The following is a 13,850-nucleotide window of genomic DNA, read 5'->3' as shown; positions in this document are numbered from 1 at the left end:
GGCGGCATTCTCACCCCTCCGGCGCGGCGGTGTTCCGCAGATACGGCAGCCGGGCCAGTGGCGCGTCGATCCACACCGTGGCCGGGCCCTCGTACGACCGGCCGTCGTCCGCCAGCCAGGTGCCCGGCGGGATGAGGACCTCACGCCCGACCGCGCCCTTGGCCACCACCGGAGCCACCATCAGGCCGTCGCCCAGCATGAACTGGTCGGTGACCGCCGCATAGCCCTGGTGGGGGAAGGCCCATTCGAGGGGTCGCTGGATCGGCTCGCCCGTGGCCGCGGCGTGCGCGGCGAGAGCGAGGATCTCCGGGGCGAGCTCGGTGTGCAGGCGGGCGGCGGCGCGGACGATGGCGAGGCCCTCGGGGGAGAGCACCCGCCAGGGCGCCGCGGAGAACTGCATCATCGGGAACAGCGCCGCGATCTGGGCGTAGCGGACGAACAGCTCCTCGTCGAAACCCTCGCCGTCCTCGCCCGGGACGAAGCGGAACTCGCCGCCGCCGATCATGTCGGGACAGCTGAACGCATGGCCGGTCAGCGACTGGGCCAGGGCGTTCGGGATCAGGCTGGCCAGCCCGAAGCGCCCCTCCCACAGGTGGTACTTGTCCTGCTGGCGCTGGGCCAGCGGCAGGCCCGCGGCGCGCCAGGCGTCGCGGAACTCGTTGAGCGGCCAGTCGGCACCGAAGCGGTTCCAGGCATGCGTGTACGCCTCCGGGTCCGCGCACCCGAGCGCGCGCCACCAGGGCGCGTCGCCGCCGTCGAACTTGAACCCGTCGATGCCGATGTCGTCGCGCAGGGCTTCCAGGCGGCCGGTGAGCCAGGCCCGTGCCCGCGGCTCCAGCAGGTCGAGGCCGGAGCTCCAGCCGTTCCACCACCAGGCGACCCCGGCCCGCCGCCCGTCCGCGCCGGTGCCGGTGTCGCGGACCAGCAGGCCCTGGTCGCCCAGCTGCCGGGCGGTGGGGGAGTCCGGGGTCACGAAGGGCACGAGCCACAGCATCACCTTGAAGCCGAGCTCGTGGAGCCGGGAGACCATGGCCGCCGGATCGGGGAAGCGGCCGGGGTGGAAGGTCCAGTCCCCGTAGTCGTTGCTCCACCGGTCGTCGATCATCAGCACGCCCGGCGGGAAGCCTTCCGCGAGCAGGCGCTCCGCGTACGCCAGCACCTTCGCCTGAGTCGGTTCGAACACCGTCTCGATCCACAGGTTGTACTGCGGTGCGCCGAAGAGCAGGGGGTCCGGCATCGTGCCGGACGGCGGGTAGTGGCGGGTGATCGCGTGGCGGTAGGCCCCGCGCAGATCGCCGTGCCCCTCGCCGTATTCGATGACCGCGTCCGGTTCGTGCGGGTGCGCGGTCAGCCGGCCGTCGGAGATCGTGAAGGTGAAGGTGCGCTCGCTGTGCACCCAGCGGCCACGGTCGGAGAGCAGCAGCGGCATGCCCTGGTTGGCCAGGACGTCACGCAGGTCGAAGGTGTAGCCGTCGGGGTACGGCATGTGCCGCCCTTCGGCGACAGCTCCGCCCCACCAGCGTTCCCCGTCGAGGAGGGGGAGTTCGAGTGTCGTCATACCTGTGGGGTCTTTCCTCGTGAGGGAAATGGAAGGGGGGCGGGGGGCGGCGCGGCCCCGGACTACTTGATGGTGAAGCCCTGTTCCTTGCCGTACGCCGTCACCCGGTCCTGCCAGGCGCCCAGCGCGCCGGGCAGGTCTCCGCCGGGCTGCAGGGCCTGACCCACCGAGTCCTTGAAGACGCCGTTCGCGTAGACCTGGAAGGGCAGGTACTGCCAGCCGGGGCGCACGGCCTTCGACATGTCGGCGAAGATCTCGTTCGGCTTGCTGCCGGGGAAGAACGGCACCTCGGCGCTGCGGAAGCCGGGGTCGTCGAGCAGCACCTTGGTCGCGGGGAACAGGCCGACCTCGGAGTTGAGCGACTTGACGGCCTCCGGGTCAGAGTTGAGCCACTGGGCGAAGGCGACCGAGGCCTCCTTGTTCTTCGCCTGCGTGGTGACCGCCACCGACGAGCCGCCGTTCTCCGCGCTGGCACCGCCGGGCATGGGCGCGACCGACCACTGGCCCCTGCTCTGCGGGATGTTCTGCTCCAGAACCGCCGGCGCCCAGGCTCCGGCCAGCCAGGTCGCATACCGTCCGGCGGCCATCGACTTCCACCACTCGTCGTTCCAGCTCGCCGTGGAGTCGACCAGCTTGTTCTGGATCAGCGGGCCCCAGGTGTCGGCGTAGGCCTTGGCGCCGGGGTCGCCCTTGAGGTCGACGGTGACGTCGGTGGTGCCCTTGACGGTGTACGGCTTGCCGCCGGAGTTCCAGATCAGGCTGTTGGACGTGCCCGCGTCGCCGGGGTCGACGTAGCTGATGCGGACGTTCGGATCGGTGTCGTGGATCTTCTTGGCCAGTGCGCCGTACTCCTCCCAGGTGGTCGGCGGCTTCGCACCGAACCGGTCGAGGATGTCCTTGCGGTAGAACATCGCCATCGGCCCGGTGTCCTGGGGTATGCCGTAGATGCCGTCCGCGAGGCTGACCTGGGACCAGGCCGAGTCGGCGAACTTCTCCTTGAGGCCGGCCGCACCGTAGTCGGCGAGGTTGAGCAGCGACTTGCTCAGCGCGAACTGGGGGAGTGCGAAGTATTCGATCTGCGCGACGTCGGGGGCGCCCTTGCCCGCCTTGAGTGCGGTGGTCAGCTTGGTGTACTGGTCCTTGGACCGGCCCGCGTTGACGATGTTGACCTTGACCTTCGGGTACTTCTTCTCGAACAGTGCGACCGTCTTGTCGATGTTCGGGACCCAGGTCCAGAAGGTGATCTCGGCGGGCTTGTCCAGTGCGGCCTGCACGGCCGCGGGGTCGGCCTTCTGACTGCCGGAGGAGGTGCCGGAGCCGCCGCCGCATGCGGTGAGGGAGAGGGACAGGGACAGAGCCGTGACGGTGGCCGCGGTGAGGCTGCGGGTGAGACCCGGCAGCCGCAGGGATCTGCTCATTTCGAATCCTTCTATGACGAATATTCCGGACGTGGGGAGGGGTGGGTTACTGCTTGACGCCGCCGGCGGCCAGCCCTGACTGCCAGAACCGCTGGAGGAAGAGGAACGAGACGATCAGCGGGACGATCGCCAGCAGGCTGCCGGTGATCACCAGCGGGAGGATGGGTATGGCACCGGCGCCGGCGCCGCCCTGGGCGAGCGAGTCCCACTGGCGCAGGCCCACCGTGAGGGGGAACAGTTCCGGGTCGTTGAGCACGATCAGCGGCAGGAAGTAGTTGTTCCAGGTGGCGACGAGGGTGAACAGCAGCACGGTGACGAAACCGGGAGCCAGCAGGCGCAGCGAGATGGTGAGGAAGATGCGCAGTTCTCCGGCGCCGTCGATGCGTGCGGCCTCCAGCATCGCGGCCGGCACGGCCTCGGTCGCGTACACGCGCATCAGGTAGAGCCCGAAGGGGCTGGCGAGGGAGGGCAGCAGGACCGCCCACGGCGTGTTGACGATGCCCATGTCGCTGAACAGCAGGTACGTCGGGACCGCGAGTGCGGACGCCGGGATCGAGATCGCCCCGATGACCACGGCGGACAGCACCCGCCGGCCCACGAACTCGTACATGGCCAGGGCGTACCCGCCCATCGTCGCGATGATCGAGGCACCGCCCGCTCCGACCACCGCGTAGAGCAGGGTGTTGCCGAACCAGCGCAGGTAGATCCCGTCGTCGTAGGTGAAGACGTCCCGGATGTTCTCGAAGAGGTGGAAACCGTCCCCGAACCAGAGGCCGGGCGAGTCGAAGAGGGTCTGGTTGGACTTTGTCGCGCTGATGCCGAGCCAGAGCAGGGGGAGCAGCGTGTACGCGAGCATCAGGCCCATCGCCACGGTCAGTGCGGTGGATCTGCCCGGGCGGCGCCGAGGGGAGGAAGTGGTCACAGCATGCGCTCCCTTCGGGCGGTGGCGCGCTGGACCGCGTACGCGACGATCACGGTCACCAGGCCGAGCAGGACCGCGACGGCGGCCGAGTAGTTGAACTGGCGCCCGTCGAAGGCGAGGCTGTAGGCGTACATATTGGGGGTGTAGTTCGTGGAGACGGCGGCGGGCGCCAGGGACTGGAGGATGCTCGGCTCGTTGAAGAGCTGGAAGCTGCCGATCACCGAGAAGGTGGTGGCCATCAGCAGGGCCGGGCGCAGGGCCGGCAGTTTGATGCTGAACGCCTTGCGGAAGGCTCCGGCGCCGTCGACCTCGGCCGCCTCGTACAGCTCCTCGGGTATGGAGCGCAGGGCGGCGTAGAAGATCAGCATGTTGTAGCCGACGTACGACCAGGTGACGATGTTGCCGATCGATGCGAGCATCCAGCTCTCGGAGAGCAGGTCGGGCACCTCGGTGTGCAGCAGGCTGCCGATCTCCCCGGCCAGGCCGTAGCGGTCGCCGTACAGGTAGCCCCACATGAGTGCCGCGACCACACCGGGAACGGCGTAGGGGACGAAGATGCCGATCCGGAACAGCCCCGGCGCGCGCAGCCGTCCGCTGTCGATCGCGAGGGCGGCTGCCAGCGAGAGGCAGAGCATGAGCGGTACCTGGATCGCGAAGAAGAGGGCGACGCGGCCGAGTCCGGCATGGAACAGGTTGTCCTTGAACGCCTTGGTGTAGTTGTCCAGCCCGGTGAAGACCATGCCGCCGATCATGCGTTCCTGATAGAGGCTCAGGTTGACCGAGTACATCAGCGGGGCGACGACCCCGATGACGAAGACGCAGAGGAACGGCAGGAGGAACGCATGGGCGGTGAGGTTGCGCCGAGCAGCGCTCACGGATAAGACCTCCGATGCATGTTAGCGCCAACATGGTGGCGCGGTTCGGAAGTGTGTCGACAGCTCTCGGAGGGTGTCAAGAGTTTTGACCGAGTCTCCTGGCGCATCGTCAATTGCCGTGTGTTTTCGTGGATTTTAAGGGTGCTGCGCAGTGGCAGCCGGGCTGCCGGTCCAACCGGGTCTGCTCGATGGCCTGTTGACCAACGCGGCATGTTCGCGCAAACATGATGAGGGTCGGGAAGATGCCCGGGCATCACCGTGCGAGAGGAACTGCACCATGGCGAAAGATGGGCAGCGGCCACGCAAGCCCCGCTCCCCGGCTGCGGATCGCCCCAGGCCCCCGTCGATGGCCGATGTCGCGGCCATGGCAGGGGTTTCGGCACAGACCGTCTCCCGGGTGGTCAACGCGACCGCCCGGGTCGACGACGCGACCCGTGACCGGGTCGTCCGGGCCGTACGCATGCTCGGATACCGTCCCAACACCGCGGCCCGGGCGCTGGCCACCGGAAAGTTCCGGACGATCGGTGTCATCAGCTTCGACCTCAGGGCGCACGGAAACGCAAGCACCCTGGAGTCGATCGTCTCCGCCGTGCAGTCCACCGAGTACTCGGTGAACGTCGTCGTCCCGCAGGCACAGACCCAGGAGGCGGTGCTGGATGCCTTCCGGAGACTGAGCGGCCATGCGGTCGACGGGGTCATCGTCAACGAGGCGCAGATCCTGACCGGTTCGCTGATGCTTCCCCTGGGGCTTCCGGTCGTGGTCGTCGACGGCGGCGACGACCATCGCTACCCCGGCGTCCACACCGACCACGCGGCCGGTGCGGAGATCGCCGTGCAACACCTGCTGGAGCTCGGCCACACCACGGTGTGGCACCTGGCAGGCCCACAGGACTCCCACCCCGCGCGCCGCCGCGCCGAGGCATGGCAGCGCGTGCTCCACGCGGCGGGCGCTCCGGTCCCGCCGGCCGTCCACGGCGACTGGAGTGCCGAAAGCGGCTACCGGGCAGGCCGGGAACTCGCCGGCCGGCCGGAGGTCACCGCCGTGTTCGCCGCCAACGACCAGATGGCGCTCGGGCTGGTCCGTGCGCTCCGCGAGGCGGGGCGCTCGGTTCCGGATGACGTGAGCGTGGTCGGGTTCGACAACATCGCCGAATCCGCCCACTTCCTCCCGCCGCTGACCACCGTGGACCAGGACCTCTCCCGGGTCGGAGCGGCCTGCGTGGCCCGGCTCCTGAGCCAGATCGAAGGTGCTCCGTCGGCGGACTCCTCCATCGTGTCGGTCATGCCGACCCTGGTGGAACGTGACAGCGCGGCGCCGCCGCGCGTCTCAAGTACCTGAAGGGGTAAGGAAAATGAACTCACCGGCACACGACCGTGCCCAAGCCCTCGGCACCCGACTGGGCGGCCTCGGATTCGGCGGCGACTACAACCCCGAGCAGTGGGACAAGGCCACCCGCGCCGAAGACCTGCGCCTGATGAACGAGGCGGGCGTCAACCTCGTCAACCTCGCCATCTTCGCCTGGGCCCGCGTCGAGCCCGCCAAAGACGCCTACGACTTCAGCTTCTTCGACACCGTCATGGACGACCTGGCCGCCCACGGCATCACCGCCGACCTGGCCACCATGACCGCCTCGCCGCCCCCGTGGCTCGCCGTCGAGCACCCCGAGATCCTGCCGGTCACCGCCTCCGGAGACATCCTGTCACCAGGGGGCCGCCAGCACTTCTGCCCCTCCAGCCCGGTCTTCCGCGACCGAGCGGTCCGCCTGGTCGAAGCCGTCGCCACGCACTACCGCGACCATCCGGCGCTCGGCCTGTGGCACGTCGGCAACGAGTACGGAATCCACGTCACCGAATGCTTCTGCGACACCTCCGCCGCCGACTTCCGGCGCTGGCTGACGGCCCGGTACAGCGACGTCGACGCACTCAACGAGGCCTGGTCCACCGACTTCTGGTCGCAGCGCTACACCTCCTTCGACCAGATCCTGCCCCCGCGCGCCGCACCCACCTACCCCAACCCCTCCCAGCAGCTCGACTTCAAGCGGTTCAGCAGCGACGCGCTGCGCACCTGCTTCAGCCTCGAACGCGACGTGCTGCGCCGCATCACCCCCGACACACCGGTGACCACGAACTTCCTCGCCGGAGTCAAGTCGGTCGACGTCCACGCCTGGGCACCCGAGATGGACATCCTCGCCTTCGACAGCTACCCGGACCCGCACGAGGACGCCGCGCACATCAGCGCGGCCCTGTCGTACGACGTCCTGCGCGGCGCGGCCGGCGGGAAGCCGTGGCTGCTGACCGAGCAGGCCCCGTCCGCCGTCAACTGGCGGGGCCGTAACGCGGGCAAGAGCCCCGGCCGGATGCGCCTGTGGAGCTGGCAGGCCGTCGCGCAGGGCGCGGACGCCGTCATGTACTTCCAGTGGCGGCAGTCCCGCGGCGGCGCGGAGAAGTTCCACTCCGGCATGGTCCCGCACGCGGGACCCGAGACCCGGGTGCACACCGAGGTGCGTGAGCTGGGCCGCGAACTGGCCCTGGTGCCCGAACTGGCCGGCACGCGCATCCGCAACGAGGTCGCGGTTGTCTTCGACTGGGAGAACTGGTGGGCGATCGAACTCGACTCGCACCCCTCGGACGGCGTGCGCTGCCTCGACCGCGTCCTCGACCACTACTCCCCGCTGTTCGAAGCGGGCGTCGGCATCGACGTCGTCCATCCCTCCGCGGACCTCTCCCCGTACAAGCTGCTGGTGCTGCCCAGCCATTACCTGCTGTCGGCCGAGAACTCCGCGCGGATCCAGAGGTTCGTGGCGGACGGGGGATCCCTCCTCGCCTCGTTCTTCACCGGGATCGTCGACGAGCACGACCGCGTGCACACGGGCGGCTATCCCGCGCTGCTGGGCGACGTACTGGGCGTACGGGTCGAGGAGTTCTGGCCGGCGGCAGCCGGTGAGGCGGTACCTCTCCGAGCCCCGGAAGCAGACGCCCCGGCCCCCGCGCCGGCCTCGCTGTGGCGCGAGGACGTGAAGCTCACCGGCGCGCGCCCCGAGCTCTACTTCGCCGGGCCCGACTGGGACGACGACCGCCCGGCGGCCACGGTGCACACCCATGGCGCAGGGACCGCCCGCTACGTTGCGACCCGCCCCGATCCCGTCACAATGCGGGCCATCGTCGACCGCTCACTCACCGACGCGGGAGTCGCCCCCGTGCTGCCCGGCCTGCCCACCGGTGTCCAGGCGACGATCCGCTACGGCGCGGACCACGACGTCCTCATCCTGCTCAACCACACCGAGGACACCCACGAGGTGACCCTGCCGGCCGACCGCCGGGACCTCCTGGACGACCGAAGGCCCCTCGTCCGTCACGTGGTCCTGGCACCGCGAGGCGTCGCCGTCCTCGGCAACTGACCGCACCACCGCACCACCGCTCCACGTCCACCCCCGCCCCCACCCCCGGAGGACATTGTGAGAAGAGCACGACGACTAAGGCCGGCGATACTCGCCGCGGCGCTCCTGCTCGGAGCGCTCGGCACCACCCCGGCCGCCGCCACGCCTGCAACTCCGGCGGCGGCCGGCACGCCGGCTGCCGCACTGGCCGACTCCTGGAGTGCGCCCCTCAGCACCCGGGGCCGCTACATCGTCGATGCCGGCGGCAACCGCTTCAAGCTCAAGTCCGCGAACTGGCAGGGCGCTCAGGGATCCTGGAGCGGCTCCGGCGACATCAACGACCCGGCCAGCCACCACGACGGTGAGAAGGCCGACCAGATGCCGCTCGGTCTGGACCGCGCTCCGATCGCGCGGATCCTCGCCGGATTCCACGAACTCGGCATCAACAGCATCCGGCTGCCGTTCTCGAACGAGATGCTGCACGACCCGCGCCCCGTTTCCGACGCCTCGGTCGCGGCCAACCCCCAACTGCGAGGCAAGACCCCGCTCCAGGTCTTCGACGCCGTCATCGCCGCCACCACGGCCGAAGGCTTCGCGGTGATCCTCAACAACCACACCATCACCTCGCGCTTCTGTTGCGGCCTGGACGGCAACGAACGCTGGAACACCAGCCAGTCCACCGCGCAGTGGGAGAACGACTGGATCAACCTCGCCCGCCGCTACAAGGACAACAAGCGCGTCGTCGGCGTCGACCTCTACAACGAAGTCCGCCGCACCATCACCGACGACCCCAACTGGAACTGGGGCAACGACCACGACTGGTGGGCCGCCTCCCAGCGCCTCGGCGACCGGCTCCTCACCGAGGCCAATCCCGACCTGCTGGTGGTCGTCGAAGGCATCAACTGGCAAGGCATCCCGGCCGACGGGCTGCCCCACGGACGCCCCACCCTCGAACCGGTACGCACCCTCTCGCACACCCTCGTCGCCTCCAACAAGCTGGTGTACGCGGCGCACTTCTACGGCTACACCGGGCCGAACCACACCGGCGCGACCGGCATGGGCGAGACCCACGACCCGCGCTACCAGGACCTCTCCCGCGAGGACCTCTTCGCCACGCTCCAGCGGCAGGCGTTCTACGTCTCGGCCGAAACCGGCCGGCACTTCACCGCACCTGTGTGGATCAGCGAATTCGGCATCGGCAGCGACGAGTCCAACCCCAAGGCACGCGCCTGGTTCGGCAACTTCGTGGACTACCTGATCGCCAACGACACCGATTTCGCCTACTGGCCGCTGGTCGGCTGGGCCGGCCACGGCACCTGGTCGATCCTCAATTTCGACGCCCAGGGCCGTCGTTCCGGCATCCTGGACGGCGCTGACTGGCGCGCCACCGACTGGAACCGGCTGGTCTCCTCCCCCCAGAAGACCGGGCAGGTCGCCGTCTCCGACACCTGGAACATGCTCAACCTCGACCACGCCGATGCGGTTCAGTCGGCCCGAGTACGGGCACTGGGGGACTGGGACTCGGGAGCCCGCAAGGGGACCTGCCCCGACGGGCAGCGGCTCGTCGGTCTGTCGCACCGCGACGGGCGCGGCCTGTGCTCCGATGCCGGCGCCCGCGGCCTGGCGGCCACCGGTCCCGCCCCCACCGTCGTACGGGACGAACGCCACGTACAGCAGGGCGATTGGGCCGGCGGCTACACCAAGTACCAGTGCGGGCCCAACCAGTTCGTGACCGGTTACAGCGTCCGGGGCCAGGCGGTCTCCGCGGTCCTGTGTGCCCAGGCGGGACGGACCCTCGGGACGAACGGCCGTACGGTCTGGTTCGACCGGGGTGACAACCGGCCGGCTGGCGGCCCGGGAGGCGAGTTCGCGCCGGGCAACTACAAGGGGCAGTGCGCCACGGACGAGTACGCCGCGGGCATCGCCTTCACCGGAGCCTGGGCCAAGGGCAAGACACCGGACGCCGTGCTGTGCCGGAAGTTGTGAAAGCCCGGTCTGTGATCATCTCGTGCAGGAGTTCGCAAGAACGCGTGTGCGAGATGGAGGCGGTGCGGAGAGCTCTTTAAGAAACCTTGTTGAAGAAGGCCTTACCCCGGGTTCGCTCTTGATTTGCTCCTGTCAATCGGAACAGGGTTCTACAGAACGTTTGACGCCCCACACGTCAGTACGAGGAGAACTCTCCACATGGCAACTCACAAGCGATCCAACGGCCTTCGCAACGCGGCCATAGTCACCGGTGCTGCAACCGCAGCCGCCGCGGCCCTGTTTGCGAGCCCGCTCGCAGGGGCCGCCACACCGGCCGAAGGAACCGTGCACGGACTCGGCGCCCCCGGCGCCGTGGACGGCAGCTTCGTCGTCATCCTCGACGCATCCGCGAACAAGGACGACCTGGCGAAGAAGTACGGCGGCAAGCTGGAGCGCGCCTACGGCTCCAAGGTCAACGGCTTCTCCGCATCCGGCCTCACCGAGAAGGAAGCCAAGCGGCTCGCCGCAGACCCCGCCGTCGGCACGGTCGTACAGAACAAGCGCTTCAGCATCAACGAGACCCAGGAGAAGCCCCCGTCCTGGGGCCTGGACCGGATCGACCAGGCCGACACCGCCGGCGACCAGAAGTACACCTACCCCGACAACGGCGGTGAGGGGGTGACCGCGTACGTGATCGACACCGGCGTCAGGGTCTCGCACAAGGACTTCGGCGGTCGGGCCGGTCACGGATTCGACGCGATCGACAACGACGACACCGCCGACGACGGCAACGGCCACGGCACCCACGTGGCGGGCACCATCGCCGGCTCCTCCCACGGTGTCGCCAAGAAGGCCAAGATCGTCGCGGTGCGGGTGCTGGACGACAGCGGGTCCGGCACCACCGAGCAGGTCGTGGCGGGCATCGACTGGGTGACGCAGAACCACTCCGGGCCGTCGGTCGCCAACATGAGCCTCGGTGGCGGCGTGGACGAGGCGCTGGACGCGGCTGTCAAGCGCGCCATCGCCTCGGGCGTGACCTTCGCCGTGGCGGCCGGCAACGAGTCCTCCGATGCCGGCCAGGGCTCGCCCTCGCGGGTGACCGAGGCCCTCACGGTCGCGTCCAGCACCGAGGACGACCAGCAGTCGGACTTCTCCAACTTCGGCTCGGTGGTCGACCTGTACGCGCCCGGCTCGGAGATCACCTCGACCTGGAACGACAGCGACACCGGCGTCAAGACGATCTCCGGGACCTCGATGGCCGCTCCGCACGTGGCGGGCGCCGCTGCTCTCTACCTGGCGGCCAACCCGTCGGCGACTCCGGCCGACACGGCCGCCGCGCTGACCGGGTCCGCGACCGCGGGCGCCATCAAGAACCCGTCCACCGGCACGGCGAACAAGCTGCTGAAGGTGGCGCCGTAACGCTGTATTGCTGTAACGCCGTAGCACCGTAGCGGCACCGGCTCACCGGGAGCGGCCCTCCACCCCATGGAGGGCCGCTCCTGCCGCCGTGGCGCGCCGGGCGGGCGGGAAGGCGGCCGGGGGCACCTCGATCTCGTTCATCGCCGCGGCGTACAGGAGGTAGCGGCGGCGCGCCTCGCCGTGGCGGCCGGTGGCGGTCAGCAGGGACACCAGACCGAGATGGGCCTCCTCGTCGTAGGGGTCGCGCTCCAGGAGCCGCAGGCGGTAGCGGGCCTCGGCGTGCCGGTCGTCGTTCTCGGCGGCGGCCTCGGCGAGTTGGGTGAGGAGCTCCAGATAGACGGCCTGCGCCTCCTCGCGCAGGCCCGCCGCCCACGGGGCGTACGGCTCGTCCTCCAGGACGTCCCCCCGGTACAGCTCCTCGGCGGCGGCCAGAGAGGCGAAGGCGCCGCTTCCAGTGCGCCGCGCACCGCTGATCGCATGGCGGGCGGCGGTCAGGAACTCCTGTACGTCGACCCGGAGCCGGGCCAGACCGACCACGTGCTTGTCGGCGGTGATGAAGTGGTCCTGCGGCATCCTGCGTCCGGGGTCGAGCACCAGCCGTACCGTGGACAGGGCGACCGACAGCCGGTTGGCGCAGCGGGCCGGATCCTCGTCCGGCCACAGGGTGTCGATCAGGACCTCGCGGGACGTGGGCAGGCCGCGCCGGGCCACCAACACCTTCAGCAGATCGCGGGCCTTCTTCGACTGCCACTCGTCGGCACCCACCGGGACACCGTCCCGGATCACCCGGAAGCCGCCCAGGACACGGACGCTCGCACACGGCTCCCGGTCCGCCATGACCCGGTTGAGCAGTCCGGCCGCCACGGCCGCCGCGGGTGATACACCGAACCGGCGCAGCCACAGCGTCGCTTCACACAGTGCCGGGGCCGGGTCCGCGTCCGGGTCCGGCGTCGGCGCGGGACGCAGCCGAGCCCGGGCCACGGCCACCCGCGCCACCGCCAGCGGACGCTCCGCCGTGACCCACAACGCCTCCGCGTCGTCGAGGAGCCGCTGCCGTGCCTGCCCGTCGGCCAGGCACATCGCCTCCAGCTCGAGGATCTCCGCGCACACCGCCCGCCAGATCTGCGCGCCGTGCTCCCCGGCCGCCTGCCGGGCCGCCTCGGCCGCAGCCTCCGGGCGGTTGTCCGCGAGAGCGATCCAGCCGCCGGCCAGCAGGGCACGGATCCGCTGCGGGCCGACGCACCCGTCGGCCGCCCGGCGCGCCAGCACAGCCGCGGTACCGGGCGCGTCCGTGCACCGGGTCAGCGCCAGACCGGTCAGCGCCGAGGCCAGCAGCTGGGCATCGCCCGAATGTTCCGTGCGCACCACCGCCTCCTGGTAGGCCGCCCGCGCCTGGCCGAGATCACCGCGCTCCCGGTGCGCGTCCCCCAGGCCGACCAGCGCCTCGGCACCCAGCGGGCCGCTCTCCAGGGACTCGCCGAGCCGTTGGTAGCCGTCGAGCGCCCCGGTGAAGTCCGCGATCGCACGGTCCAGTTCGCCGAGGGTCAGATACGCGGCGCCCCGCCGGCAGCGGGCCAGCAGCACCAGCGGCATCAGTGGCACATCGACGCCGTCGTGGTCGCCGTCCAGGGCCCGGAGCACGCTTCCCAGGGTGTCGCAGACCTGCCGGCAGGCGCCGTGCTCGAGGCGTTCCGCCGCCAGGCTCGTATGGACGAACAGATGGAGCATGGCGTCCCCCGAGGAACGCGCAGCCTCCCTGGCCCGGTCCGCGTGGTGCTCGGCATGACTGCCGCGCCCCTCCAGCGCGGCGATCGTCGCGGCGGTGGCGTGGGTGACGGCGTGGGCGCGGGGATCGCAGCAGTGCCGCAGGGCCCGTAGGGCGGCCTGCCCCAGCGCGCGGGCCGGGCGCAGCCTTCCCCCCGAGCAGTGCGCGGCAGCGGCCCAGGCAACGGCCGTGATCTCGTCCGGCGTCCCGGCTCCGGCCAGGGCGGTCCTGCGGTGGACATCCAGGGCGCGGTCCGGCTCGCCCAGCAACTGGTAGGCCATTCCCAGCCGCTGCCCGAGCGCCGGTTCCATCGGATCGGTCCCGGCCGCGGCCCGGCGCAGCAGGCCGGGCGCGACGGTCCAGTCCTCCCAAGTGCCGCCCACCGCGCGGCCGGACTCCTTGGTCGGTGTGATCGTCATCGTGCTCCCCTCCGGCGCCGGGGCGAGACCCCGGACAGGACGAGTCTGCTCGTGCCCGCGGGCTGCGCGGCACCCGGGCAGCCTCGCTTCGGTATGGAGGTTTGCCCCCAGGGGGGACGGAGGCAGGCTTTC

9 protein-coding genes are annotated in these 13,850 nt (G+C 70.3%); 4 read left to right on the top strand and 5 right to left on the bottom strand.

The window, feature by feature from the left end; genetic code table 11:
* Nucleotides 1-10 precede the first annotated feature (10 nt).
* From ABT123_RS01995 to ABT123_RS01980, 4 genes are all read right to left on the bottom strand, one after another.
* Nucleotides 11-1,558, bottom strand: a complete 1,548-nt coding sequence (locus ABT123_RS01995) for a glycoside hydrolase family 31 protein (protein ID WP_351308342.1) — start codon at nt 1,556-1,558, stop codon at nt 11-13.
* A 62-nt stretch (nt 1,559-1,620) separates the two neighbouring features.
* Complete coding sequence (locus tag ABT123_RS01990; protein ID WP_351308339.1) at nt 1,621-2,976, bottom strand: ABC transporter substrate-binding protein; 1,356 nt, start codon at nt 2,974-2,976, stop codon at nt 1,621-1,623.
* A 46-nt stretch (nt 2,977-3,022) separates the two neighbouring features.
* Nucleotides 3,023-3,898 carry a carbohydrate ABC transporter permease gene (locus tag ABT123_RS01985; protein ID WP_502970829.1) on the bottom strand — a complete coding sequence of 292 codons (876 nt, stop codon included), beginning with the start codon at nt 3,896-3,898 and terminating at the stop codon, nt 3,023-3,025.
* A complete protein-coding gene (locus tag ABT123_RS01980) occupies nt 3,895-4,773 on the bottom strand; it encodes a carbohydrate ABC transporter permease (protein WP_351308336.1) in 879 nt (292 codons plus the stop codon). Before ABT123_RS01980 ends, ABT123_RS01985 begins: the two co-directional genes overlap by 4 nt.
* A gap of 346 nt (nt 4,774-5,119) precedes the next feature.
* Here ABT123_RS01980 and ABT123_RS01975 point away from each other — a divergent pair, with 346 nt between their 5' ends.
* From ABT123_RS01975 to ABT123_RS01960, 4 genes are all read left to right on the top strand, one after another.
* Entirely contained in the window at nt 5,120-6,112 is a 993-nt protein-coding gene (locus tag ABT123_RS01975; protein WP_502970828.1) for a LacI family DNA-binding transcriptional regulator, read from the top strand.
* A 13-nt stretch (nt 6,113-6,125) separates the two neighbouring features.
* Nucleotides 6,126-8,171 (top strand): beta-galactosidase, encoded by a 2,046-nt coding sequence (locus ABT123_RS01970; protein WP_351308330.1) that lies wholly within the window; start codon nt 6,126-6,128, stop codon nt 8,169-8,171.
* Between the two features lie 57 nt (nt 8,172-8,228).
* Nucleotides 8,229-10,136: a glycoside hydrolase family 5 protein gene (locus ABT123_RS01965; RefSeq protein WP_351308327.1), complete on the top strand. Its 1,908-nt coding sequence runs from the start codon at nt 8,229-8,231 to the stop codon at nt 10,134-10,136.
* Nucleotides 10,137-10,334: 198 nt separating this feature from the next.
* Nucleotides 10,335-11,534, top strand: a complete 1,200-nt coding sequence (locus ABT123_RS01960) for a S8 family peptidase (protein ID WP_351308324.1) — start codon at nt 10,335-10,337, stop codon at nt 11,532-11,534.
* Between the two features lie 42 nt (nt 11,535-11,576).
* On the opposite strand, the gene ABT123_RS01955 is transcribed toward ABT123_RS01960, so the two are convergent.
* Nucleotides 11,577-13,718 (bottom strand): BTAD domain-containing putative transcriptional regulator, encoded by a 2,142-nt coding sequence (locus ABT123_RS01955; protein ID WP_351308321.1) that lies wholly within the window; start codon nt 13,716-13,718, stop codon nt 11,577-11,579.
* Between the last annotated feature and the right edge of the window lie 132 nt (nt 13,719-13,850).

Origin of the sequence: Streptomyces sp. NPDC002054 (assembly GCF_040296685.1) — a bacterium.
In the GTDB taxonomy this organism is placed as follows: Bacteria; Actinomycetota; Actinomycetes; order Streptomycetales; family Streptomycetaceae; genus Streptomyces.
The sequence above is the reverse complement of the archived record's forward strand: the minus strand, read 5'-3'. Positions and strand labels throughout refer to the sequence as shown.